This window comes from Paenibacillus sp. LS1 (assembly GCF_026013365.1).
GTDB lineage: Bacteria > Bacillota > Bacilli > Paenibacillales > Paenibacillaceae > Paenibacillus.
Genome location: NZ_JAPDOE010000010.1, coordinates 182,880 through 208,331, shown reverse-complemented (window position 1 = coordinate 208,331; position 25,452 = coordinate 182,880). Strand labels below are relative to the sequence as shown.

Sequence of the window (25,452 nt, the reverse complement as noted above, 5' to 3'; positions counted from 1 at the left end):
CCTTTTCTGCCTCATATAGCCGCTCTATTCTGATTCAGAGCGTAACAATTTCATTCCCACGCAACACGTGGAGCTAATATTCGCATTTGTTTTTTTGCATTTGTAAAGTGAACCTATCTTTTACGGACAACGCCGTTAACATTCATAGGAAAACATCAACGCCAACCATTATATTATACTAAGCCCTTCTCCTTCAAACTTACGTACGTTCCATCTCCGATAATAATATGATCAAGCACGTCAATGCCAACAATAGCACCTGCTTCAATCAGTCGCTTGGTTATTTGGATATCCTCCGGACTCGGCGTAGGATCACCACTCGGATGGTTGTGTGCGCACACAATCGATGCGCTGCTGCATTTGATGGCAGCCCGAAACACTTCACGCGGATGAACAATCGAAGCGTTAAGGCTGCCCATGGAGAGTGTTTCCTGGGCAATAATATGATTTTTGCTATTCAAAAAGAGACACACAAAATGTTCTTTCTGCAAGTAACGCAATTGTTCCATCAGGATATCGGCTGCATCACGCGGTGTACGAATTGAAGTCGACTGTGTGAGTCTGCTCTTGGCAATCCGATGGCCCAGCTCAATGCCGGCTTTCAATTGCACAGCCTTGGCATTGCCGATCCCTTTCATCGCAGTCAATTCTTCCAGACTCAGATCCATCAACGAGCGAATGCCACCCGCTTCGGCCAGAATCCGCTGTGCCATATGCACCGCGGATTCCTGTCTTGTGCCTGTTCGAAGTAAAATCGCCAGCAATTCAGCATGGCTTAAGGCGCCCGCCCCGTATTCCATCATGCGTTCTCTCGGGCGTTCTTCCTGGGGGATGTCGCGCATCATGTATTGAGGCGACTCCATATGTTCCCTCTTTTCAGTTCAAAACGTCAGTTGGCTTAACTCATGTTCGCGGCAACACATGGACGCCAAACCCATCCAACATATCACTCAGCAAGGATAAGGGCAGGCCAACCACATTAAAATAACATCCTTCAATACGGTCGATCAGTGAAGCGCCAATGCCCTGAATGGCATAAGATCCTGCCTTATCTGAAGGCTCTCCTGTCTGCACATAGGCACGGATGGTCGCATCCGACAGTTCTTTCATCGTTACATCGGTCTGACGGTAATGAACGACCGACTGTCCATTGCCTGCATCAATACAAGCGACGCCGGTAAACACCCGATGTACACGTCCCTGTAGACGTCTTAACATACGTTCAGCATCCGTTTCGTCTACGGGTTTGCCTAGAATCTCACCATCCAGAACAACAACGGTGTCACTACCAACAATAATGGCTTCCTGCTCACGGCCTTCAAGCCCGCGATACACGGCAAGTGCCTTGCGCAAAGCAAGCTCCTGTACCGTCTGTTCAGGTGTCCACTCTGGTGGTGTGTCTTCATCGGCATGACTTGGTATTACATCAAACGCTAAGTGGAGTGATGCGATCAGTTCTTTGCGCCGAGGCGATGTGGAGGCCAGAATAATAGGGCGCTGCTGAGTGTTATCCATAATGAACGGCTCCTTATGCTACGGCAACATCCTGTCCGGATCACGATAATAGATGTCACTGATTTTAATTTTTTTCGTCATAACTCGTCATTCTCCTACAGTCTGCGATACAGCCACACAGCGGCAATAATACCGATCAGACTCAGAAGGCTCATTTGAAATTGAAGTGAAATATCATAACTGATAATATCCAGATCAGCCTGCGGCGACCAACGTATGGTCGTGGCTTTCGTAAGAAAGGCTACTGCCTTTACAGGCTGCAGTGCCTTGGCGATCCACGCTCCGGCCATCCAGCCGAGCAGCAGAAACAGCAATAACATGCCGAAGTTTTTTTTCATCGGTAATCTTCCCTCGCCATTTTTTGACACCCACATTATTATACGGGGTTTTGTACGTCAATACAAACACAAATCCGGCAAGGGGAACTATTTCCAGTTCCTTGCCGGATAGGTATTTCCAAGCGTTGTTATGGGAAAGAGCGTGTTACTGCTTAATTGCTTCAAGCCATTTTTTTTGCTGCAGTACATATTCCATCAGATCGGATTGTACGGACCACATGTGCACATCATCCGGGTTTTTGTTGTACTCCGCGATAGCCGTTATTGCACTGTTCATCGATTTCTCCATACCGCCGATAATAGGTTGTACTTCTGCGGTCAGGCCGGGTGAAAGACTATTCAAACCGGTCATCCATGACTGGTGCTTATTCTGAATTGCGGTCATCGCTTCTGCCGAGACTGCTGCCGGAGCAGACTGTCCCAGCTGCTGAATGGACAAGGTAGACAATTGTTCGAACAATGCAGAACTGTTCGTAAAGAAAAGCTGTACATCCTCTTGCTTGCCACCGAATATGGCCGGATTGACCTCAGGGTTCACAATCTCCTTAACGTACAGTTCAACTCCCTGAGCTTTAAGTCTGGTGCTAAGCAGCTTAGCCTCTTCACGATCAGCCGAAATGCCTGCATATACCCGATTGCCATCTTCAGGATCAGAACCCGCGGCTATACCTGCCTGTGCCAGCTCAATCTTGGCCTGCTCCGCTCGTTCGGGGGAACTGAACACGCCATATTGAAGTGCATAATACGTGCTGCCAGTTGCTGCTGTCTGAAGCTGCTGCTCTGTGCCTGCAACACCTTCCTGACCTGTCACAGTGGAAACGGCCTGATTGACGGGAAGAAGATCGCCTGGTTTTGCGGCTCCTTCTTTATTGAAAAATGAAAGAATAACCATGCCAAAGAGTGCTCCTGTAACGAGTGCCCCGGTAACTGAACCAATCATTTTCCAGCCCCTTGGGGGACGATTGCGCTTATAGGAATAGTTCTCTGTATCTGCAAGCCAGTCGTGGCCTTGATCATCATGCGTATTGGACAGATCACGACGCTCTTCTTCAGGATCTCTTGATTGATTATAATAACCGTAACCGGATCGGTTCCCAAGATAATGGGCCTCATCCAAATTCAAGTTCGAATCATGGCTCACTCGCTCATCAGGTTCAGGTACAGTAGAGCTTGTCAGCACCGTCTCTCCCCAGTCTCCGGGGATATCCTCTGGCGTCCAAGACGGGGTTGTATCCATCCGCTTAGGCGTTAGCGGTTGATTGTTCGGCAAATCTTCACTCAACGTCACCAATGGACTGGACGCGGATATCCCCTTGTTTTCAGGCTTGTCCGACTCATGATCCCCGAAGCGAAACGTCATTCTAGCATTGCTCACCCGTACCCTCTCCTTTGTCCCATTTATATCAGCTATATGCAGAGACGGGAGAATACATTCCGTATAACGCAAAAAAAACGCCTGCTTCTTATCGAAGACAGGCGGTTGCTCAATTGATTTATTTCAAACCTTTGGCAAGTGTATCGCCGACTTTCCAGATATCACCTGCGCCCATGGTAATCACAAGATCTCCTGGCTGCAGACGATGCTGCAGATCAGCCACAACTTCCTCTTTCGTTGGGAGGTAACGTGCAGAAGCATTACTGTTTTGAACGATAAGTTCAACCAGTCTGGCTGAGGTTACCCCTTCGATCTGTTTTTCGCCTGCAGGAGAATAGATATCGGTAATAAGCACCTCATCCGCTTCCGCAAAAGCACGACTGAACGCATCCAGCAGGAAGAACGTCCGCGTATAACGCTGTGGCTGGAATACCGCAATAATGCGTTTGCCTGTTGCCTTGGCGGCACTAATCGTAGCTTCAATCTCGGTAGGGTGATGAGCATAATCATCGATGATTAGCATATCGCGCGCCTCGCCCAATACCTGGAATCTGCGTTTGGCTCCGTGGAACTGGATGATCGCTGCCACAATCTTCTCAAATGGAATGCCTGCTTCCAGACAGGTAATCACCGTAGCCATCGCATTATAAACGTTATGCTTACCTGGCACCGATAACTCCACCGTGCCCATTGCAGCACCCTGATGATTCATCGTAAAGGAAATTCGGCGATCGCCCAGTACAATATCTGTTGCCGTATAATCCGCAGCACGATCAATACCATAGGTTGTAATGCGTGACTTGAGTTCTGGCAAAATCGCTTGAACATTCTCGTCGTCAGAACATACAATCGCTGTTCCTTCCGGACGAATCTGGCTCAAGAACTGCACATACGCCTTTTTGAGCTCCTCAAAATCACTATTGTAATTCTCCAGATGGTCTGCCTCAATATTGGTCACAATACCGAGCCATGGATGGTACTGCAAAAACGAACCATCGCTCTCGTCCGCTTCAGCGACTACCCAGTCGCCTTGACCGGCCTTCGCGTTGGTACCCACATTCATGATTTCTCCGCCAATGATATATGTCGGGTCCGTATCACATTTATCCATAACAAGTGCAATCATGGATGAAGTGGTTGTTTTACCATGCGCTCCGGCCACAGCCACACCTTTACGTTCGTTCAACAAACGTGCAAGCATCTGCGAGCGATGCAGAATCGGAATGTTCAGCTCTGCAGCTGCTACCCGCTCCACATTATCTGCAGGCGCTGCCGTAGAGTAGACAACCAAGTCTGCTCCAGTGACGTGCTCTGCCGTATGTCCGATATATATTTTCGCTCCCTTGGCTGCCAACTTCTCGGTCAACTCTTGTGAAGCGACATCCGATCCGGTAACGGTATATCCCATTTCCAGCATAACTCTAGCGATGGCACTCATGCCATATCCGCCAATCCCTATAAAATGAACGTGTTCCGATGTATTTAACAAAACTTTCACCAACCTTTTTCAGAATCGGTTTGATGCAAAAGGGCTGCCCGCACATCCGCAATCAGGTACAGTGTGCCGGAGACCACCCCCAGATCTTCCGCTTCCGTCCGTGACTTCAATAGATCAAGTGCCTTTGCCCATTCGGGCTCGACGATGATTTCCAGCTCCTGCTTCGCAATGGCGGGACGTACCCGTTCGACAATTTGCAGCAATTCGGCTGCATCCATTTTGCGTCGGAAATCTGGCTCGGTCAGGATCAGCGTATCCACTAGTGGCAGTATATGCTGCAAATACGCTTCGTGATGCTTATTCGCCAACATACCCATCATCAAAATTAACTTGTTGTAAGGATAAACTTCTCTAATGCTCTTGGCCAGCGACTCAGCCCCCTCCGGATTATGTGCTCCATCGAGCACAATTCGGGGTTCATCGACGACTTTTTCGAATCTCCCTGCCCAGAAGGCATTCTCCAGTCCAAGTGCAATATCGTTGTCATCCAGCATAAACGCCATGTATTGTCTGAGCAATTCAAGCACCATCAGTGCAGCCGCTGCATTGTCACATTGGTGTGAGCCCTGCATGCGGATGCGAACGTCCAGGTCACGAAACGGTCCTGTAAAATGAAAAGATTGTCCGCTCTCATTACTGTCCAGTCTATGATAAGAGAATTGATCTCCGGCCAAATACACGGTTGATTGAAGCTGCTGTGCTTTCTCCTGAATCACCTTCACAGCTTCGGGTTGAGTCGCGCAGGTCACCACAGGTACTCCCGGCTTGATAATCCCTGCCTTTTCTCCAGCAATCAGCTCAATCGTATCTCCAAGCACATCCGTGTGATCCATACCAATGTTGGTGATGACGGACACAACAGGTGCAACAATATTCGTTACGTCCATCCTTCCCCCTAGCCCCGTCTCCCATACCACAACGTCAGGGTAGCATTCTTCTGCATAATACAGAAGCGCGAGAGCCGTGGACACCTCAAACATCGTTGGTGATCCAAGCGGAGTGGAGGCCATTTCGATGACCAGTGGACGTAACCGATTCGAGAGCTTAATCAGAATCTCTTCGGGAATATCCTCACCATTGTATTGAAAACGGTTCGTAAACTTGGTGATATAAGGCGACGTAAAGGTGCCCACATCATATCCAGCCTGAAGAAGCACTGACGTCAAAAAAGCGCAAGTCGAACCTTTGCCGTTCGTTCCCGCGACATGAATAAATTTGAGACGTTGGTGTGGATTGCCTAACATGGACATCAGACCCTCGATTCGTTCCAATCCAGGTCGGATGCCAAAAGGAATAAGGCCATTGATCCAGTCCACGGCCTCGTCATACGTAAGTAAAGGAGCTGCTGCATCTGTCCCGTCTAATTCCGTCATCTGATTCACCTTCGGTCCCGAGTTTGATTGAAAAAAGCGGCCGGATGGCATACTAGCTCTCCATCCGACCCAGATATATTAACCTTTCAGTTCCTTGATTCGTGCAATCACTTTATCCCGTTTGTCGGAATAATCGGCTTGCTTGGCGCGCTCTTCCTCAATAACCTTGGCAGGAGCTTTGGCAACAAAGCCTTCATTCGCCAGCTTTTTCTCCACACGGAGTACTTCGCCCTCAAGGTTCTGCAACTCTTTCTCCAGGCGAGCCACTTCCTGTTCGATATCAATAAGACCTGCCAGTGGCAAGTATAGTTCTGCCCCCGTAATGATCGCAGTCATTGCCTTATCCGGTGAGCTTAGATCCAGCCCACTATCGAACTCGGACGTATTACAGAAACGTTTGATGTAATGGCTGTTACGCTGAATGATGCTGGACGTCTCAGCACTATTAGCTTTGACCATCAACTCGATCTTTTTACTCATAGGCACGTTCACTTCTGCACGAATGTTCCGAACTGCACGGATGGTATCCATGAGTAGGTTCATCTCGGCAACAGCCTCTGGGTTCTCAAGAGCAGGATCGTATAGCGGCCAAGATGCCAGCGTAATCGTCTCGCCTTCATGCGGCAGATGCTGCCAGATCTCTTCGGAGATGTATGGCATGAACGGATGAATCAGGCGCATGGTCTGATCGAGCACATAAGCCAGCACGGATTGCGTTTTTTTCTTGGCAACCGGATCTTCTCCATAGAAGGACAGTTTCGCAAACTCAATGTACCAGTCACACAGGTCATCCCAGATAAAGTTATACAGTACACGGCCCGTTTCCCCAAATTCATACGCTTCGATTAGACGCGTAATATCGCGGGAAGTTTCGTTCAGACGGTGCAAAATCCAATAATCCGCTGTACCAAGCTCTCCGCTAATGTCACGTTCCTCATAGGTGAATCCTTCCAGATTCATCAATGCAAAGCGCGAAGCATTCCAGATCTTGTTGGCAAAGTTACGAGCCTGCTCCACCCGTTCCCAACGGAAACGCAGATCCTGACCTGGTGTACTGCTGGTTGAGATCATGTAACGCATTGCATCTGCGCCGTATTTCTCAATTACATCCAGCGGGTCTACACCGTTGCCCAGTGATTTGGACATTTTGCGTCCATCTGCATCACGAACAAGACCGTGCATCAGCACATCCTTGAACGGAATCTCATCGGTGAATTCCAATGCAGTGAAAATCATACGTGCAACCCAGAAATATATGATGTCATACCCTGTCACAAGTACACTTGTCGGATAATAACGTTGCAGGTCTTCCGTATCTTCCGGCCAGCCCAATGTGGAGAACGGCCATAAGCCGGAGCTAAACCAAGTATCGAGTACGTCTTCGTCCTGTCTCAGTTTGCGGCCAGCATTCTCTGGCAGTGTCGTCGGATCTTCAGCAGATACAATGATTTCACCGGTTTCCTCATCATACCAGGCAGGAATACGATGTCCCCACCACAATTGACGGGAAATACACCAGTCACGAACGTTCTCAATCCAGTTCAGATACGTTTTCTCAAAACGGTCTGGAACAAAGTTAACCCCTTCGCCGCTCTGCTGCTTCTGAATCGCTCTCTCCGCAAGTGGTTTCATCTCAACAAACCACTGTGTAGACAGATACGGCTCAACAACAGCTCCGGTACGTTCACTGTGTCCAACCTGATGCGTATGATCCTCGATGTTGATCAATACACCCTGTTCTTTCATGTCAGCAACAATCTGCTTGCGGCAGTCACTGCGATCCAGCCCTTGATACTTGCCGGCCTCTGCATTCATTGTGCCGCTCTCATCCATTACCGTAATTTGAGGCAGATCATGACGAAGACCGACTTCAAAGTCATTCGGATCATGCGCAGGCGTGATTTTAACTGCACCACTTCCGAACTCTTTATCCACATAATCATCGGCGATAATTGGAATTTCACGTCCGATGATAGGCAGTACAAGTACTTTACCAATCATATCTGCATAGCGCTCATCCTTCGGATGAACAGCAACCGCGGTATCGCCCAGCATCGTTTCGGGACGTGTCGTTGCCACGGTAACGTAGCCACTTCCGTCTTTGAGCGGATAACGCAGATGGTACAAGTGACCCTGAACCTCTTTATATTCAACCTCAATGTCGGACAGTGCTGTCCGGTTCACCGGGTCCCAGTTAATGATACGTTTGCCTCGATAAATAAGGCCTTTTTCATACAATTGAACAAATACTTTGCGTACCGCTTGGGACAGACCTTCATCCAGCGTAAAACGTTCACGTGAGTAGTCAAGCGACAGTCCCATTTTGCCCCATTGTTGACGAATGGTAGTAGCATACTGATCTTTCCAGTCCCATACCTTCTCCAGAAACTTCTCGCGTCCCAGATCATAACGAGTCAGACCTTCTTCACGCAGCTTCTGCTCCACTTTGGTTTGGGTAGCAATACCTGCATGGTCGGAACCCGGAAGCCACAGTGCATCATAGCCCTGCATCCGTTTCGTGCGGATTAGTATATCCTGCAGAGTAAAGTCGAGCGCATGCCCGATGTGCAGCATCCCGGTCACATTCGGGGGTGGAATTACAATTGTATACGGCTCGGCATCTTTACGTTGACCGGCTTTGAAATATCCACGCTCCATCCAGGTGGAGTACCATTTGTCCTCTGCCGCCTTAGGATCGTAAGTGGTCGGCATTTCTGTTGCAGCTGATTTTTTTTCCTCAGACATGTGTCATTCCTCCGTTACTTCATCATCTTCGCCAAAAAAAACAAAAAAAACCTTTCATCCATCAAAGGACGAAAGGTTAGCTTTCGCGGTACCACCTTTGTTTCACGCCGACAGCAAGATAGACTTCACCCTCTGTACATGACGTGACACTTCAAGCAGATAACGGCTGCTACCGGCCCATCCTACCTCAGAAATAAATGATGATACATCTCATTCATCTCTTGTATTCAAACAGGCAACTCCCGGGCGACTTCGATCAGTTGGTTCCTGCGGAATCTCACAGCGTTGCAATTCCACTCTCTGAAAGGTCATACTGTCTACTACTCCCGTTCCACGTTGTTCTTCAAAAAACCTACACACATCATACCTTGCTCGTGCGCGATAGTCAACCTGACAACAGCGGATAAAGAGCGCTGGAATGCAGGTTTGGGACGAATCATGCAAAAACCCGCAATCCTCAAGGGGATCACGGGTCGTAACGAAGGCTTTAACTACGGATTAAGGGATGTACAATATCTGACCTTCTTCCACAACCTGTTCAGATAATCGGTTATACAACTGAAGTTCCCTCGTGCTCAACTGGTATCGATCTGCAATGGCATCCAGTGTATCTTCGCGCTGAACGATGCACAGTTTCACCTTGCGGAATGGGGTCTGGTCCACGATCGTTCCCAGGAACAAATTCTTCCATTCTACATCATCAGGTGGATACGCTTCTTCCTGTACTACACCAGCAGGAACCTCGTCGCCTCGCTCCACTTCAGCATCGCGTGCCGCTCTGCCAGAGGATAACAAGGAAGAGATACCTACGCCCTCCTCTTGCCGTGGTGCAGATTCTTTCTTGCTGCCAAAAGCAACCTTCAGCTCCGGCTTGTCTTCCGTCTCAGCCACAGGTTCAGGAACAAATGCTTCGTTCTGCACGAACTCGTCTACCCCAGTCGCTTCAAAAGCCGGTCGGTCTTCCTCAGCGCTGCCTGGTTCGGACGAAGCGAATACCCCCTGCCAGTTCTCCGCCTGTGGTTCAACTGGAACATCGGCAACTGCCTGATTCTCCTGCTGAGGTACAGATCTCGCTGATTCGAAGTGCCATACGTCCGGTGCGTCCGGTACATCTGGTGCTGCCAACTCATTAGATGATTGAGCAGTAGGCTCTGAGACTGCTTGATCTGTACTTCTCGGGTTGGCAGGCAATGCATCCACGGAAGGCTCGGACCACGCAGAAGGCTCTTCCTCCAGAGGCAGCAATGGTTCCGACTCAGGGTAAGAAGCTAACCGATCAGCGGTCTCGGCCATAAATGACGAGATGGGAGACGGTTCGCTGTATTGCTCATGGGATGCCAATTCATCTCCATTCGCTGCCAGAGATGCAAGATCTTCGTTTGCATCAGGTTGTCTGTTTTCATTAGCGTACTCCGCACTTGGCTCCTCAGACTGAAGTGGCTCGGCCGAAGACGCATTCGCATAATCCTGGAGATCAGCGAATTCCGGGGCACCGTATGCAAGTTCTGCTGCATTCGCAAGTCTCTCTTCCTCACTCCGCTGGAGCAGATACTCTTGTGCAAATGCATTGGGATCGATGGCGGGCTGTTCTGATTCCTCGGAACGATTGGAATGCTGAATGTCAGGTGAGTGAACAACTGTAAACTCATCTGCCGACCATACTTGAGGCTCCTCAACAGGAAAACCCTCGATGCCTCGCAGTGATAACACGCCTGTAATGTTCAGACTGCGATTGGATAACAGATCCACGTCAAAATTTTCGATCTCGATGGAAATATCATCAATCGATCTGACCCGGTTCAGCGGCACCGTGATCTCCACAGGAATGAAATGTTTGAGCTCCTCTGAAGCCTCATTTTCTCCTCTGTACGCACCTGTAAGTAAAAGATGTCCTCTTAACGTGGCATGATCATCCTGTCCTATGACTTGAATGCGCGGGTATAGTTCAATTTCCTCCAATTCCTCAATTGCAGGGACTCCCTCAGACAAATGAACGCGCTCATAAATATCGAACCGCAAACCATAAGGTTGATTCAACAAAGGTGGCGTCCTCCTTTCGGCATATGTTCACCATGATCCTTCTCATGGGACTGATCCATGGTCCAAATCCTTCGTTACCCCATCTATATGCCTTGAATGAGATGAGCATGCCACCTTTTGAAAAACCTTGCTATATATGTTCAACTCATGGTTATTTCCACTGTAACTCCAATGACAGAATAACCTCTGGTCGCTGTTATCCCCAGATTTTTTCGATTCCTTTTTATAAAAGGGAAAATCCAGGGATAGCTTATGCTTCCGAAGCAGCTTTCTTTCAGAAAGCTTTAAGGCGAACGCTTTGCTTCTTCTGGTTGTTTCTGTCCTTTGCGTTTTCGTGTAAATAGTTAATCGAACTTATATAGAGTACTAGTAAGACCCCTCGCGCTCTGCCAATTGTGTAAAATCGGGCGGCCAAGGGTCATTCACTTCAATCATAGCTCCAGTTAACGGGTGGCTAAACCTCAACACTTCTCCGTGAAGCGCCTGCCGCCCAATGACATCCGCTTTCCCACCATACAACTCGTCACCTATAAGCGGATGTCCTACATAACTCAAATGTACGCGAATTTGGTGTGTTCGTCCTGTATCGAGCTTTAATCGTACAAGGGTCGCTCGTTCCCACACTTCGCTGATCTCCACATGGGTAACCGCTTCCTGTCCACCTTCCGAGACACGTCTGCGCTGCTTGTGATGTCTATCCTTACCAATCGGAGCATCAATTTTGTGGAGTTCAGGGGATAATTGTCCCCCAACAATGGCTACATAATGGCGGCCAATCTCTTTACGCCGCATCGCTTCATCCAGTTTGGCGAGGGCAAACGTATTTTTGGCATACAAGACAGGCCCGGTTGTATCCTCATCCAGTCGATGAACATGGCGTACGCTCGCCTGAATTCCGTTCATTTCATAATAGGAGGCAACCGCGTGATCCAGCGTGATGGCCTGATCAGCACGGCTTCCATCTGGATGCAGTTTCATGCCTGCCGGTTTGTGCATAACCAGACAGAAATCATCCTCATACAATACATCCACATCAGCCCAGCGTGGCTCGACATCGATTGGCTGGGACGCAAAAAGGGCCAGCCGAAGCCGGTCCCCTGCGAGTTGTATTCCTCGGTTTGCTTTAAGCTGACGGAGCAGTTTCTCCGGAAACTGAAGCTCAGACAATAGCCACTGCTCTGCGGCCATCTGTTTGTCCGAACTGTTTATTACGGCTTTCCCTGGCATCAGCTCAAGCCATTCCCCGCGGCGTTTCCAACTTTTGATGATCATAGCGATTGAAGAGCCTTCCGGTTCGCCTCAATCGTATCGTCAATATCCTGCTCCGTGTGCACACCAGAGACAAACATGCCTTCGTATTGCGAAGGCGCAACACTCACACCTTGATCAATCATGGCTGCAAAATAACGACGGAATTGATCCAGATTGCTTTCTTTGGCAATATCATAATTGGTTACGGGAACGGCACTGAAGAATGGACAAACCATGGAACCGACACGGTTAATGGTTATCGCAACACCCGTCTCAGCTGCATTTTTCTCAAAGCCGGCTTGCAGACGTGCGGACAGTGTCTCCAGACGGTCATAGACCTCTGGTGTTAACAATTTGAGCGTCGTATATCCTGCGGCCATAGCCAGCGGGTTCCCGCTCAGTGTACCTGCCTGATAGATCGGACCTGTTGGAGCAATCTGTTCCATCAGATCCCGGCGACCACCATAAGCACCAACGGGGAGTCCGCCACCGATAACTTTACCCAGACAAGTCAGGTCAGGTGTAACCCCAAACCGCCCCTGGGCACAGTTCAAACCTACACGGAAACCGGTCATGACTTCATCAAAAATGAGCAGGCTGCCATATTGCGTCGTCAAACTGCGCAAACCTTCAAGGAAACCGGAAGCCGGAGGTACAACGCCCATGTTACCCGCCACAGGTTCCACAATAATAGCGGCCAGTTCTTCCCCATAACGTTCAAAAGCAAGTCTCACGGACTCCAGATCGTTATAAGGCACCGTAATGGTATTCACAGCTACGCCTTCAGGCACACCCGGACTATCTGGCAGACCCAACGTTGCAACACCTGAACCCGCCTTGATCAGCAAGCTGTCCGCATGTCCATGATATGATCCTTCAAACTTCAGGATTTTACTGCGTCCGGTTACCCCGCGTGCCAGTCGAATGGCACTCATCGTTGCTTCTGTACCGGAATTCACCATCCGTACGATATCGATGGAAGGTACACGCTCACAAACCAGTTTGGCCATTTCGGTCTCCAGTAAAGTAGGTGCACCAAAGCTTGTTCCTTTGAGGGCTGTTTCACGCAAAGCTTTTACAACATCAGGATGTGCATGTCCCATGATGAGTGGACCCCACGATCCCACATAGTCAATAAAAACATTGCCATCAATATCGTAAATTTTGGACCCTTCGCCACGCTCTGCGTAGATCGGGGTAAGTCCCACCGATTTGAATGCGCGTACAGGGCTGTTCACGCCCCCGGGTATGTACTGCTTCGCTTCTTCAAATGCGCTGCGTGAGCGCTCATCATTACGACGATTACCTTGTTGTGCAGTCATGAGTATCCTCCTTAATCTAATTTATTTCTCAGCCAACCAACGGGAGGCGTCTTTTCCGTAATACGTAATAATCATATCTGCTCCTGCACGTTTCATACTGAGCAGAATTTCCATCGCGACCTTCTTCTCATCGATCCAGCCTTGAATCGCCGCTGCCTTCACCATGGCATACTCGCCACTTACATTATAGGCAACAAGCGGAAGATCGAATTGATCCTTAATGGTGCGCATGACATCCAGATACGAAAGGGATGGTTTTACCATCAACATATCCGCTCCTTCGAGCACATCCGTTTCGGCTTCACGCAAAGCTTCGCGCGCATTCGCCGGGTCCATCTGATACGACTTGCGATCCCCGAATTGCGGCGTTGAATCTGCTGCCTCGCGGAATGGGCCATAAAATGCGGATGCATATTTTACAGAATAGGACATGATCGGAATGTGACTGAATCCATTCTCATCCAGCCCGGCACGGATCGCTTGTACAAATCCATCCATCATGTTGGATGGTGCAATAATGTCCGCTCCTGCTTTGGCTTGGGACACCGCTGTTTGCACGAGCAGATCCAGTGATTCGTCATTTAGCACATCTCCGCAGATGTGACCATCAATCTCCACGGTGTGTACCATACCGCAGTGACCGTGATCCGTGAATTCACACAGACAAGTATCTGCAACAACCAGCAGCTCTGGATACCAGGATTTGATCAATCTCGTCGCTTCCTGCACAATGCCATCTTCTGCAAAACCAGATGAACCCACACTGTCTTTAGTCTCCGGAATACCGAACAATAGCACAGCCGGAATTCCCAGCTCGGCAATTTCCGTTACTTCCTCCTGAAGACGATCCAACGAGAAGCGGAACACGCCAGGCATGGATTTGATTTCAGATTTTACATTTTCTCCATACGTCACATAGATCGGTTGAATAAAATCATCTACGGTTAGATGGGTCTCTCTGACCATATTACGAATACCTGTGGATTGGCGTAAACGGCGATGCCGTACAATAGGAAAACTCATATGTGTAAAACCTCCCTGAAAGTTAAATAGAGCAAAAAGGGAAGCGCGCTGGTATCCTGTCGAATTCAGCACGCTTCATATGTTGACTTATTACATGGATCAATTTCATAACTCGCTAAAAATGGATTTCGTAACTAAATATAGACAAATTGAACCGTTTTGATCTATATCTAGCCTTGATTGAAGCAGCTAAAGGTATTATGAAATTGATTCCTATGTGTATTAATTCCGAAGGACGCCTTCTTTGGTGCCAGTCCGTTTCCAGTCGCATAGAACGGTAATCAAGCTATCCATCGTTGCTTCCTCTGCCATCAGTGTAACATGTAATCCAGCGGCCTCTGCCGTCTTCGCTGTAACAGGTCCGATACAAGCAACCTCCACATCTTTCAATAAAGGCAGTGGATCATGCAATCCCATCCGTTTCAACATGTTCATGAAGTTGGTAACCGTCGATGAACTTGTAAAGGTCACCGCGTGAATGCCGCCTTCTTCAAGCAGCTTGAGCAGTTCGTCATCATCCTCACCAGCGAGGATCGTATCATAGATGATAGCTTCGGTGACTTGGAGTCCTCGTTCTCTCAGCTGGTCACGTAACCACGTACGTGCCAGATCGCCGTGCGGAAGCAGTACTTTCTGGCCTTCCTTCAGCTCACTTTCAAAAGCCTCAAGCATACCTTCGGCCTGGAAAGGACCTTTGACGACCTCTGCAACGATGCCATGTTTGCGCAAAGCATCTGCTGTAGAAGGTCCTACGGCAGCAATTCTCGCTTGATGAATCGAACGAATGTCCTTGCCTTCCTGTTCCAGATGACGGAAGAAGAACTCCACGCCGTTCACACTTGTAAAAAACACCCAGTCATACGTATTTAAAGCACTGAGGGCGTCTTTGACACTTTTCTGCGCAGATTCACTGGACGGCATAACCGTCTCAATGACCGGAAACTCATACGGTTCGCCGCCGAGTTCCTCAATGCGATTCACCAGTTCACTCGCCTGACTGCGAGCACGTGTCACCAGAATTCGTTTGCCAAACAGCGGCAGTGCTTCTGCCCATTTCAATTGTTCCCGTTGATTCACGACATCCCCCACCACAATAACAGCTGGCGGTTGGAAATTGGCCGCAATCACTTTCGCTTCTATATCTTCAAGGGTACCTGTAATGGTATCCTGTTCCGCTCGTGTTCCCCAACGAATCAGAGCTACAGGTGTTTGCGCTGGACGACCATGACGAATCAATTGTTCGCTGATATATCCAATTTTGGCAACCCCCATCATAAATACAAGTGTGCCCGTTGCATTCGTCACTTTATCCCAATGGATGCTGCGATCAAGCTTGTCCGGACTCTCATGCCCCGTAATGATAGAGATAGAGGACGCATAGTCACGGTGAGTCACAGGAATTCCGGCATATGCAGGTACACTTATTGCAGCTGTAACCCCAGGTACAATCTCAAACGGAACTCCGTTTTTGTGCAGTAAATCCGCCTCTTCGCCCACACGTCCAAAGATAGTCGGATCGCCACCCTTAAGCCGAACTACAACCTTACCTTCCAGAGCCAGATCAACCAACAGTTGATTGATTTCTTCCTGTTTCATCGTATGCCGATCGGGGCGCTTGCCCACGTAAATCTTGACCGCACCGGGTTTCATCTGTTTTAACAATCTCGGACTTGCCAAACGATCATAGACTACAGCATCGGCTTTACCAATGGATTCCCATCCTTTTACCGTAATTAGCTTCGCATCCCCAGGACCTGCTCCTACCAAAAAGACCTTTCCCACCATGTCTTCATCCCCTAACTTCTGCCAGTATCTGCTCTGCTCCCCGTTCAATCAATCTCCAAGCCACTTCTTCTCCCAGACGAACTGGATCTTTGCCAGTCAGAGCTTCCTTAAGAATCAGTCCACCATCTGGCGTGCCAACCATACCTGTTAATTGTAACGTGTTTTCTCCATTCAGGGAATCCGCATCTTCCAGAGGCAACCATACCGCATGAGCACCAATTGGAACCTGACAGCCCCCATTCAGTACACTGAGAAAACGGCGTTCCGCCTGTACAGGAAATGCTGTCTCGGGATCGTTATACAGCTGCAACAAGTGCAATAGCTCCTCATCGTCTTCACGACATTCAATACCAAGCGCGCCCTGACCCACGGCCGGAAGACAAGCTGTTTCGGTCAAGTACTCGGTAATCCGGTCTTCCCAGCCCATTCGATACAATCCAGCAGCAGCCAAAATAATCGCATCAAGTCCTTCGGTCTCCAGCTTCCGCAGACGGGAATCGATATTGCCACGAAGTGATTCCAATTGCAAATCTGGGCGATAGGCCTTCAATTGACTCGATCGGCGCAGGCTGCTTGTACCGACTCTTGCCCCTTCTGGTAATTGATCAAGCGTAAGTCCACCATTGGAAATCAGCGCATCACGTGGATCTGCACGACGGGGAACAGCACCATTGATTAATCCTTCAGGTAACTCTGAAGGCATATCCTTCATACTGTGCACGGCCATATCAATGGTACGATCAAGCATCGCCTGTTCAATCTCTTTGACGAACAAACCTTTGCCCCCCACTTTTGACAACGTTACATCTAGAATGAGATCTCCCTTCGTAACAATCTTATGTACTTCAAAGTCAAAAGCTAATCCTTCCCGCTCACAAATGTCGCGTAAATCCTGAATAACATGGCCTGTCTGGGTTAACGCAAGCGCGCTCTGTCTACTACCAACTTTAATTGTACGCATATCTACACTTCCTCCTGATTACGGGATATCCAGTCCCCGATTTCTTCTTCGGTCCACCACCGGAAATAGCCCGCACGAATATCTTCTAATATGTTCATTTCAGTTAATTGCCGGAGCAACGTGCTTCTGAGACTAGGAGAGGATACGCGTGACTTCACCTCAGTCCTCATCTGGTGCAAAAACTCCAGATACGTCTCATACTCATCACCGAACTGTTGTTCCAGTGTAGCACGTATCTCGGCTGCTGCTGCCGGCCCCGCTCCTGCTGTGGATATAGCTATGCTTAATCTCCCACGCCTAATCACGCTGGGCGTAATAAAGTTACTTTGTTCGGAAGACATCGCGTTATTTACCAGTATGCCCGCGGCCTCTGCATCCCGAACCACAGTTGAATTAACCTCTGAACGGTCAGTCGCTGCATATACGAGAAAGGCCCCCCGCAAATCTCCATTGCGGTAGGACCGGTCTATCCATTGAATTCGGGATTCATGATGCAGTTGTTTTAATACGGGAGTAAGCTCCGGACTAATGACCGTAATCTGTGCCTCGGCATGCAGCAATCCCTTTATTTTACGTTCAGCAACACGTCCGCCACCAACCACGCAGCACTTCTTGCCTGAAGTATTCACAAATATCGGCGTGTAGCGGTCCATACCCTTCACTCTCCCGTCCAACGATGAAACGCTGAATACGCATTGGATAAAAAACTCATAATGACAAATCCGTATCCAATCAGTGTCCATCTTGCCATAATAATCGTTGAGAACTGTTTCCTTCTCTTGGATACGAAGTAACCCACATAGATGGCTATGGCAAGACCTGTCGCAATAACTTTGAGATCCAAGAGCAGGACCCAGCGTGTTTCCGCTACAATGGACAATACCGCAAGCATCACAGAAACACCCAGGAGCGGTGTACCTATGAAATTAGCACCATCCATGTATTTGCCGATCACTTCCAGGCTCGGCATTCGCCGCATCGTATCATTCCACTTTTTTTTCTTCAGCTTGTGATGCAAGAACAGATATAACAAGGCAAATACCGTAGCAACTGTTAACGCCGCAAAACCGAGATTCGCCAAGGTAATATGCATAATGAGTAATCCATGTACCGTTTGCCAATTGTGCAGTGATATCTCTCCAGCCGTGAACCACAGTCGGTTCAATACAGTAACGGAAAAACCAACAACATTCAGCAACAGAATTACAAATTCAGAACGCTGGATGCGAGTCATGGCGAGCGACATCAGCACAATACTAAATGAAAATATAAACAAAAAATCAAAGGTCGTGTAGATCGGGAAATGGCCTTCGGTCCACATGCGCAATATGACATGCGTTACCTGTAGCCCCCAAACCACAACAAGAAACCCTGTGCCTGTCCGCTTCGCCCCCGCATTGCGTCGAATGCAGTCCGAGAAATAGAAGAGTAGGCTCAGGGCATACATATAAATTAGAGCTTCATAGACTTGTTCAGCTAGGGTCAAGCTGCCCACCCGCCTTATACGCCTGCCGGAGCATAAGCCGGCACGGGGTCTTGCCGGTTTTCGTTAAGGTGAGCGGCTGGTTTGCCCAGAGCCGTGGCATCACTCTGATTTACTTTTTCAGCAGCCATCTCTACGGCATCTTCCAGAGCAAAAATCTGAGTAAACATGCGCAGAGCTTCATCACCTTGCTTCGTACCTGCCATTTCCTTGATCCGGTTAATCGGATCTGTCGTCATTTGATTCACAATACTCTTGGTCAAACGACGAATGACTTTACGTTGATGTTCATCGAGCTCAGGCAGTTTATTGAACAGGCTATCCATCGTTTCTTCATGAATGGAGACACCTTTTTCCTGCAAAGCACGAATGACGGGACGAACGCCCAACGTTTTGAGCCAATGGTAATAATCCTCCATCTCAAGCTCAATCATTCTCTCAATCTTGGCAGCTTCCACTTTACGCATCTCAAGGTTGCTCTCCACGATTCCTTCCAGATCATCAATATCGTAGAGAAATACGTTGGATAATTCACCAATGGCTGGATCAATATCACGTGGAACCGCAATATCAATCAGGAACAATGGGCGAGATTGACGACGCTTCATGCTCTCCCGTACCACTGCTGCATCCATGACATAACGTTCAGCTCCAGTGGAACTAATCACAATGTCAACTTCATTAAGTCGCTCTAATGCCTGTTCCATGGTACAAGGCGTTCCCCGGAACTTGGCTGCCAATTCTTCGGCTCTTGCGAGCGTACGATTCGCCACGATGACTTCGGATGCCCCGTTGGCATAGAGATGTTTCACGGTTAGTTCACTCATCTTGCCGGCACCCAAAATCAGTACCTTTTTGTCTGTGAACATGCCAAATATCCGCTTGCCCAGCTCAACAGCAGCATAACTGACGGATACGGCGCTCTCCCCGATGGAAGTCTCCGAATGTGCCCGTTTGCCCAGCGTAACTGCCTGTTTGAACAGCATATTAAACCAAGTACCTGTTGATTTCTCTTCCTGAGCTTTAAGAAAAGCCTGTTTCACCTGTCCAAGAATCTGAGTCTCACCAATAACCATGGAGTCTAGTCCGCAGATCACACGGAACAAATGGCGCATGGCTTGATCATCTTCATATATATATAAGTGTTGCGTGAATTCTTCCCGTGGTACATTAAACCATTGTTCCATGAATGTTCGAATAAAATAACCACACATGTGAAGACGGTCTACCACAACATACAACTCGGTACGGTTACATGTGGCTACGATTACACCTTCCAATACACTCTTGGTCAGCTTGAGCTGCTGCAGCGCTTCAGACAAGTCCTTTTCTGCAAATGTGAATCGTTCCCTAACCTCTACAGGCGCCGTGCGATAATTCAAACCAACGACAACGATGTGCATTGCAAGTTCACCTGCCTAATAAATTTCCAATCAAAGTGCTTACTACATATCTCTATCCATTTATGATTGACATGGTTAATTATATCACACATCATAGCCGTGACCGGGTCATTTTTATGAAATGTTTATGAAATCACCATGTTCATCATCATATGCACTGTCATTTATTGTAGTGTCTCACCAAAGTTCACCGTTATGCGTTAAAAAGTCCTTATTATGAATATTCATAAGAATTCGGATATTAAAACAAATAGCCATGGAGTAATTCCATGACTATCTCGGTTATCCGTTAATTTCGTTGGTTTCTTCCTCTTCAGAAGCATTCTCTGCATCCAGTACTTCTGGTGCATACTTATCTATGCGGGCATGGCGGGTGATAATGTCCCATAACTCTTCTTTCCCCAATCCTTCTTCGGATGAGAATGGTACAAAAAGATCCCCTGGACGAAGACCCAGTGATTCCTTAATGACTTTGATATATTTGGCTCTGCGGGTTTTTGGAATCTTGTCCATCTTGGTTGCTACTACAACCAAAGGCAGTCCATTATGACGAAGCCATTCGTTCATCATCTTGTCCTCTTTGGACGGTTCATGTCTCATATCCACCATTTGCATGACCAGTTTCAATTCCTCGCGTCCCAACAAGTATTTCTCCATCATTTTGCCCCAGGCAAAACGTTGCTCTTTCGAAACTTTGGCGTAGCCATACCCCGGGAAATCGACGAAGTAGAGATCCTGATTAATCTTATAGTAGTTCAGTTGCTGCGTCTTACCCGGTGTTGAGCTCGTCCGAGCCAGATTTTTACGATTAATCAAACGGTTGATCAGGGAAGATTTCCCGACATTGGAGCGTCCCGCCAAAGCAATCTCTGGCAGACCGTCCTCAGGGTATTGTTCAGGCCGAACGGCACTGATAATAAATTCAGATTGATTTACTTTCATCTTGTATCTTTCCTCTCTTGAACGCCTGTGCTTAGAAAACCTGTTGATGGTATTATGCCATGGATTGTTCTATCATACAAAAAAAACCGTTCCAGCGGACGCCGAAGCCTCCGCAGAACGGTCTACTCTTCATACGAACCTTTCGGATATGTGGATTACAGGTGAATTCCTGCCTGCTCAACAAGTGCATGCTGCAGCACCTGATCCATATGGGCTACTGGGACAAATTCCACATCTTCCTTGATGCTGTCTGGAATGTCACGCAGGTCCCGTTCGTTATCCTTGGGCAATAATATTTTTTTATAGCCGGCACGATGGGCTGCCAGTGATTTTTCTTTCAGACCACCGATCGGCAGTACACGCCCACGCAACGTGATTTCACCAGTCATGGCGATATCCTTCGAAACATGTTTGTTCGTCAAGGCTGAGATTAACGCTGTTGCCATCGTAATCCCCGCAGATGGACCATCCTTCGGAATTGCTCCTTCCGGAACGTGGATGTGGATATCGTTCTTCTCATGGAAATCTGGTGCAATCCCGAGCTGCGTAGCTTTGGAACGGGTGTAGCTGAATGCGGCTTGAGCCGATTCCTTCATGACATCCCCCAGTTTACCTGTGAGGGTCAATTTACCTGTTCCTGGTACGACAGTCACTTCAATGATAAGAGTATCTCCACCCACTTCAGTCCACGCAAGACCGGTTACGGTACCAATCTGATCTTCCAGTTCGGCCATACCATAACGGAACTTGCCAGGTCCAAGGTAGTCTTTGACCGCATCTGATGTGATGTTGATCTGACCTTCCACACCGGATACGATGTTCTTGGCAGCTTTCCGGCACAACGAAGCCATCTGCTGTTCCAGATTCCGCACACCGGACTCCCTTGTATATTCACGAATTACACGCAACAACGCGTCATCCGGGATTTCCAGTTGCTCTTCTTCCAGACCATGGTCCTGTTTCTGTTTGGGCAGCAAATAGTTTTTCGCAATTTGCAGCTTCTCCAGCTCCGTATAACCAGGGATGTTGAGCATTTCCATCCGATCCAGCAAAGGACGCGGAATGTTGTGTACCGTGTTGGCAGTTGTTATAAACATAACGTTGGATAAGTCAAACGGCAATTCTACAAAGTGATCACTAAACGTATTATTTTGTTCCGGATCAAGCACCTCAAGTAGTGCTGCAGAAGGATCTCCGCGGAAGTCTGAAGCCATCTTATCAATCTCGTCCAGCAGGAATACCGGATTAAGTGAACCTGCCGTTTTCATCCCCTGGATGATACGTCCAGGCATTGCGCCAACATAGGTACGTCGGTGACCACGAATCTCAGCTTCATCCCGCACGCCGCCAAGAGATATTCTTACAAACTCCCGCCCTAGCGATCTGGCGATCGAACGGGCAAGTGATGTTTTACCGACCCCTGGAGGTCCAACCAGACAGAGAATCGGCCCTTTGAGCTTCTTGACGAGCTTCTGGACAGCCAGATATTCAAGCACACGCTCTTTCGGCTTTTCCAATCCGTAATGATCTGCATTGAGCACATCCTCGGCTTTTTGGATATCCAGATCGTCTGCTGTCATCTGACTCCAAGGAAGGCCAAGCAGCCAATCCACGTAGTTGCGAATGACTCCACCCTCAGCTGAACTTGCAGGCATTTTCTCCAGTCGATCAATTTCTTTCTCGACTTTTTCTTTCACCTTGTCCGGCAAGCCGAGTTCTTCCATCTGAGTGCGAAGTTCCTCGACTTCACCCGCACGACCTTCTTTTTCACCCAGTTCTTTCTGGATCGCTTTCATCTGCTCGCGCAAATAATATTCCTTCTGCGTTTTCTCCATCTGTTTCTTCACACGTTGACTGATCTTGCGTTCAAGCTCCAGCACTTCGCGTTCGTTGTTCAGGATGTCTAGCAATTTCTCCAGACGTTCCCGAACGTCGATGGTCTCCAGAATTTCCTGTTTATCCTTGATCTTCAAGGACAGGTGACTTGTAATGACATCAGCCAGGCGCCCCGGTTCTTCAATGTCGGACACTGCTGCAAGTGTCTCGGGTGTCACTTTTTTGGACAGATTAATATAATTCTCGAACTGGTTCAGAACGGTACGCATCAAGGCATCCGTCTCCGGGTGAGTGTTCTCCTCTTCAGGCAGTTCTTGTGCCAGCACTTCGTAATATTCCTCGTTGTCCGTATATTCAATAATTTCAGCCCGTTCCAAGCCTTCCACGAGTACACGAATCGTACCATTCGGAAGCTTCAGCATCTGTCTGACCTTGGCCACGGTTCCGATTCTGAAAATGTCCTCTTGTGTTGGTTCTTCAATATTTACTTCGGCTTGGGAACATAGGAGAATCAAATGTTCTTCTACCATCGCTTTTTCTAAAGCCTTGACCGATTTCTCCCGGCCCACATCGAGATGCAGTACCATACTCGGGTAGACGAGAAGTCCTCTTAAAGGCAGTAAAGGAAAACGACGACCTTTCGCTTTGCTCGGTCCCATCGCTTTCGCACCTCCAATGGCTCTCAGGTTGTAGTCATTCATTATTCTATCAAATGTTCACATAAAAAACCAATGAAGGGAAGCGCTTAGCAGCTTCCCGAATCTGTAACCTGTCCTGGACGAGGCACGTCAGCACGCAAATAGGAAGCGGATGCCGGTGGAAAAATCTCCGTTGCAGGTGCAATTGCCTCCTCTGCAAGCTTCGTTTGTTCCATCTTTTGCGATTCTGGAACCCATGCGAATACCTCACGGAATACGTCCTGCACCGTATCTACCGGAATAACACGCAAGCCCTCCAGATTCTCGAAAATGGACTGCCAGTTCTCCGCGGGAATAATAACGGTCTTCGCCCCTGCCTGAAAAGCAGCCTCCACCTTGGCCAGTACGCCACCAATGGGCTTCACTCGACCATGGATGCTGATCTCGCCAGTCATCGCTGTCTCATGATCCACAGGACGTCCCTGAATGGCTGATGTAATGGCAGTCGCCATGGCAATCCCGGCGGATGGACCATCAATAGGCGTCCCGCCCGGGAAATTCACGTGTAAATCGTAATCATTCGGACGAATACCCATGGCTTTTAATACGGTTAACACATTTTCAACCGAGCCTTTAGCCATACTTTTTCGCCGGAGTGTACGTGAACCGCCTCCAATCTCTTCTTCATCCACAACCCCTGTAATGTTGATTCGGCCTTGATCTTTGAGAGCCGGAACAGCAGACACTTCGATTTCCAAAATGGTTCCCATATTCGGTCCGTATACCGCCAAGCCGTTAACAAACCCCACCTGCGGCTGTGAAGGGACCTTGCGATCAGGCCGTGGCTGAATCTGGCTGCTACCAGCCACCCACTCCACATCGGACGCCTGAAGCGTCTCACGTTTCTCTGTCAGCGCAAGCCCAGCAGCGAGCTGAATGATATTGACCGCTTCACGTCCATTGGTTGCATATCGCTTGACCACATCAACGGCATCCGGGCATGGGCTGAACCCAATTTTCTGCACAGCGTCTTCTGCAATTCGCCCAATCTCCTCAGGCAACAAAGGACGGAAATAAACTTCCATACAACGCGAACGCAAAGCCGGTGGCAGTTCATGAGGCGAACGTGTCGTTGCTCCGACTAGGCGGAAATCGGCCGGCAGGCCATTTTGAAAAATATCGTGGATATAAGCAGGAGTATGCGTGTCTTCGGAGTTATAGTACGCACTCTCCAAAAACACCTTGCGATCCTCCAGCACTTTCAACAGCTTATTCATCTGAATCGAATGCAATTCACCGATTTCATCAATAAAAAGCATTCCTCCATGCGCTTTCGTGACAGCGCCAGGTTTCGGTTGGGGAATACCTGCAACGCCCATGGCTCCTGCTCCCTGATATATCGGATCGTGGACCGAACCAATTAAGGGGTCCGCAATTCCACGCTCATCAAAACGGGCTGTTGTTGCATCCAGCTCTGTGAATTTCGCGTCTGGCTTGAAGGGAGAAGATGGATTCTTCTTGGCCTCTTCCAACACGACCCTTGCCGCAGCTGTCTTCCCGACTCCGGGAGGGCCATAAATGATAACATGTTGCGGATTCGCACTGCACAATGCAGCTTTAAGGGCACGCAGCCCGTCTTTTTGCCCAACAATATCGTTAATGGTAGCTGGACGCGTCTTCTCAGACAACGGCTTGGTGAGTGAGATTGAACGCAGCTTGCGCAGCTTCTCCAGTTCCTTGCGAGATTCTCGCTCAACGGCACTGCGGTTCGTTTTCTGGCCACGTAGCAGGTTCCAGAAATACAAACCAATCACCACTCCAAAAAATAACTGAATCAACATGATGACCATACCAAATTCCATGTCTTCACATCCTCCTATTTTGTCGCTATTCTCATATGAGATCATGCTAATACTTGGTAGTA

19 protein-coding genes and 1 other annotated feature are annotated in these 25,452 nt (G+C 48.5%); all 19 genes read right to left on the bottom strand.

Annotated features, from left to right (window positions below; translation table 11 throughout):
- Positions 1 to 173: 173 nt before the first annotated feature.
- Positions 174 to 863, bottom strand: coding sequence for a RadC family protein (radC, locus tag OM416_RS25650; RefSeq protein ID WP_036673540.1), 690 nt, complete (start codon positions 861 to 863; stop codon positions 174 to 176).
- 40 nt (positions 864 to 903) lie between these two features.
- Entirely contained in the window at positions 904 to 1,515 is a 612-nt protein-coding gene (locus OM416_RS25645) for a Maf family protein (RefSeq protein ID WP_264934260.1), read from the bottom strand.
- A 95-nt stretch (positions 1,516 to 1,610) separates the two neighbouring features.
- Positions 1,611 to 1,853: a DUF4321 domain-containing protein gene (locus tag OM416_RS25640; RefSeq protein ID WP_105410708.1), complete on the bottom strand. Its 243-nt coding sequence runs from the start codon at positions 1,851 to 1,853 to the stop codon at positions 1,611 to 1,613.
- A 145-nt stretch (positions 1,854 to 1,998) separates the two neighbouring features.
- Entirely contained in the window at positions 1,999 to 3,228 is a 1,230-nt protein-coding gene (locus OM416_RS25635) for an SPOR domain-containing protein (RefSeq protein ID WP_264934259.1), read from the bottom strand.
- A gap of 118 nt (positions 3,229 to 3,346) precedes the next feature.
- Positions 3,347 to 4,666 (bottom strand): UDP-N-acetylmuramate--L-alanine ligase, encoded by a 1,320-nt coding sequence (gene murC, locus OM416_RS25630; protein WP_062837803.1) that lies wholly within the window; start codon positions 4,664 to 4,666, stop codon positions 3,347 to 3,349.
- Between the two features lie 56 nt (positions 4,667 to 4,722).
- Positions 4,723 to 6,099, bottom strand: a complete 1,377-nt coding sequence (locus OM416_RS25625) for a bifunctional folylpolyglutamate synthase/dihydrofolate synthase (RefSeq protein ID WP_264934258.1) — start codon at positions 6,097 to 6,099, stop codon at positions 4,723 to 4,725.
- Positions 6,100 to 6,177: 78 nt separating this feature from the next.
- Complete coding sequence (locus OM416_RS25620; protein WP_264934257.1) at positions 6,178 to 8,844, bottom strand: valine--tRNA ligase; 2,667 nt, start codon at positions 8,842 to 8,844, stop codon at positions 6,178 to 6,180.
- Positions 8,845 to 8,905: 61 nt separating this feature from the next.
- Positions 8,906 to 9,187, bottom strand: a binding site (T-box leader).
- Positions 9,188 to 9,342: 155 nt separating this feature from the next.
- On the bottom strand, positions 9,343 to 10,884 hold the full coding sequence (locus tag OM416_RS25615; RefSeq protein ID WP_264934256.1) for a LysM peptidoglycan-binding domain-containing protein: 1,542 nt from the start codon (positions 10,882 to 10,884) through the stop codon (positions 9,343 to 9,345).
- A gap of 366 nt (positions 10,885 to 11,250) precedes the next feature.
- Positions 11,251 to 12,156, bottom strand: coding sequence for an RluA family pseudouridine synthase (locus OM416_RS25610; protein ID WP_264934255.1), 906 nt, complete (start codon positions 12,154 to 12,156; stop codon positions 11,251 to 11,253).
- On the bottom strand, positions 12,153 to 13,457 hold the full coding sequence (gene hemL / locus OM416_RS25605) for a glutamate-1-semialdehyde 2,1-aminomutase (RefSeq protein WP_264934254.1): 1,305 nt from the start codon (positions 13,455 to 13,457) through the stop codon (positions 12,153 to 12,155). Before hemL ends, OM416_RS25610 begins: the two co-directional genes overlap by 4 nt.
- 21 nt (positions 13,458 to 13,478) lie before the next feature.
- Complete coding sequence (gene hemB / locus OM416_RS25600) at positions 13,479 to 14,480, bottom strand: porphobilinogen synthase (RefSeq protein WP_017692601.1); 1,002 nt, start codon at positions 14,478 to 14,480, stop codon at positions 13,479 to 13,481.
- A 222-nt stretch (positions 14,481 to 14,702) separates the two neighbouring features.
- Positions 14,703 to 16,265: a uroporphyrinogen-III C-methyltransferase gene (gene cobA / locus OM416_RS25595; RefSeq protein ID WP_264934253.1), complete on the bottom strand. Its 1,563-nt coding sequence runs from the start codon at positions 16,263 to 16,265 to the stop codon at positions 14,703 to 14,705.
- A gap of 4 nt (positions 16,266 to 16,269) precedes the next feature.
- Entirely contained in the window at positions 16,270 to 17,226 is a 957-nt protein-coding gene (hemC, locus tag OM416_RS25590) for a hydroxymethylbilane synthase (RefSeq protein WP_264934252.1), read from the bottom strand.
- Positions 17,227 to 17,228: 2 nt separating this feature from the next.
- The gene (locus OM416_RS25585; protein ID WP_264934251.1) at positions 17,229 to 17,879 is read right to left on the bottom strand and encodes a bifunctional precorrin-2 dehydrogenase/sirohydrochlorin ferrochelatase; all 651 of its coding nucleotides are present in this window, start codon (positions 17,877 to 17,879) and stop codon (positions 17,229 to 17,231) included.
- A gap of 5 nt (positions 17,880 to 17,884) precedes the next feature.
- A complete protein-coding gene (locus OM416_RS25580; RefSeq protein ID WP_413775827.1) occupies positions 17,885 to 18,712 on the bottom strand; it encodes an ABC transporter permease in 828 nt (275 codons plus the stop codon).
- Positions 18,713 to 18,726: 14 nt separating this feature from the next.
- Entirely contained in the window at positions 18,727 to 20,112 is a 1,386-nt protein-coding gene (gene hemA, locus OM416_RS25575) for a glutamyl-tRNA reductase (RefSeq protein WP_264934250.1), read from the bottom strand.
- A gap of 282 nt (positions 20,113 to 20,394) precedes the next feature.
- Entirely contained in the window at positions 20,395 to 21,054 is a 660-nt protein-coding gene (yihA, locus tag OM416_RS25570; protein ID WP_264934249.1) for a ribosome biogenesis GTP-binding protein YihA/YsxC, read from the bottom strand.
- Positions 21,055 to 21,209: 155 nt separating this feature from the next.
- Positions 21,210 to 23,549 (bottom strand): endopeptidase La, encoded by a 2,340-nt coding sequence (lon, locus tag OM416_RS25565; protein ID WP_264934248.1) that lies wholly within the window; start codon positions 23,547 to 23,549, stop codon positions 21,210 to 21,212.
- 86 nt (positions 23,550 to 23,635) lie between these two features.
- On the bottom strand, positions 23,636 to 25,390 hold the full coding sequence (gene lonB, locus OM416_RS25560) for an ATP-dependent protease LonB (protein WP_264934247.1): 1,755 nt from the start codon (positions 25,388 to 25,390) through the stop codon (positions 23,636 to 23,638).
- Positions 25,391 to 25,452 lie beyond the last annotated feature (62 nt).

Coding starts and splice junctions, on each gene's coding strand:
- OM416_RS25585 (WP_264934251.1), bottom strand. CDS start 17,879: ATGGACCGCTACACGCCGATATTTGTGAATACTTCAGGCAAGAAGTGC.
- hemA (WP_264934250.1), bottom strand. CDS start 20,112: ATGCACATCGTTGTCGTTGGTTTGAATTATCGCACGGCGCCTGTAGAG.
- hemC (WP_264934252.1), bottom strand. CDS start 17,226: ATGCGTACAATTAAAGTTGGTAGTAGACAGAGCGCGCTTGCGTTAACC.
- OM416_RS25610 (WP_264934255.1), bottom strand. CDS start 12,156: ATGATCATCAAAAGTTGGAAACGCCGCGGGGAATGGCTTGAGCTGATG.
- lon (WP_264934248.1), bottom strand. CDS start 23,549: ATGGGACCGAGCAAAGCGAAAGGTCGTCGTTTTCCTTTACTGCCTTTA.
- hemL (WP_264934254.1), bottom strand. CDS start 13,457: ATGACTGCACAACAAGGTAATCGTCGTAATGATGAGCGCTCACGCAGC.
- OM416_RS25645 (WP_264934260.1), bottom strand. CDS start 1,515: ATGGATAACACTCAGCAGCGCCCTATTATTCTGGCCTCCACATCGCCT.
- cobA (WP_264934253.1), bottom strand. CDS start 16,265: ATGGTGGGAAAGGTCTTTTTGGTAGGAGCAGGTCCTGGGGATGCGAAG.
- yihA (WP_264934249.1), bottom strand. CDS start 21,054: ATGAAAGTAAATCAATCTGAATTTATTATCAGTGCCGTTCGGCCTGAA.
- OM416_RS25625 (WP_264934258.1), bottom strand. CDS start 6,099: ATGACGGAATTAGACGGGACAGATGCAGCAGCTCCTTTACTTACGTAT.
- radC (WP_036673540.1), bottom strand. CDS start 863: ATGGAGTCGCCTCAATACATGATGCGCGACATCCCCCAGGAAGAACGC.
- murC (WP_062837803.1), bottom strand. CDS start 4,666: ATGAGTGCCATCGCTAGAGTTATGCTGGAAATGGGATATACCGTTACC.
- OM416_RS25620 (WP_264934257.1), bottom strand. CDS start 8,844: ATGTCTGAGGAAAAAAAATCAGCTGCAACAGAAATGCCGACCACTTAC.
- lonB (WP_264934247.1), bottom strand. CDS start 25,390: ATGGAATTTGGTATGGTCATCATGTTGATTCAGTTATTTTTTGGAGTG.
- hemB (WP_017692601.1), bottom strand. CDS start 14,480: ATGAGTTTTCCTATTGTACGGCATCGCCGTTTACGCCAATCCACAGGT.
- OM416_RS25640 (WP_105410708.1), bottom strand. CDS start 1,853: ATGAAAAAAAACTTCGGCATGTTATTGCTGTTTCTGCTGCTCGGCTGG.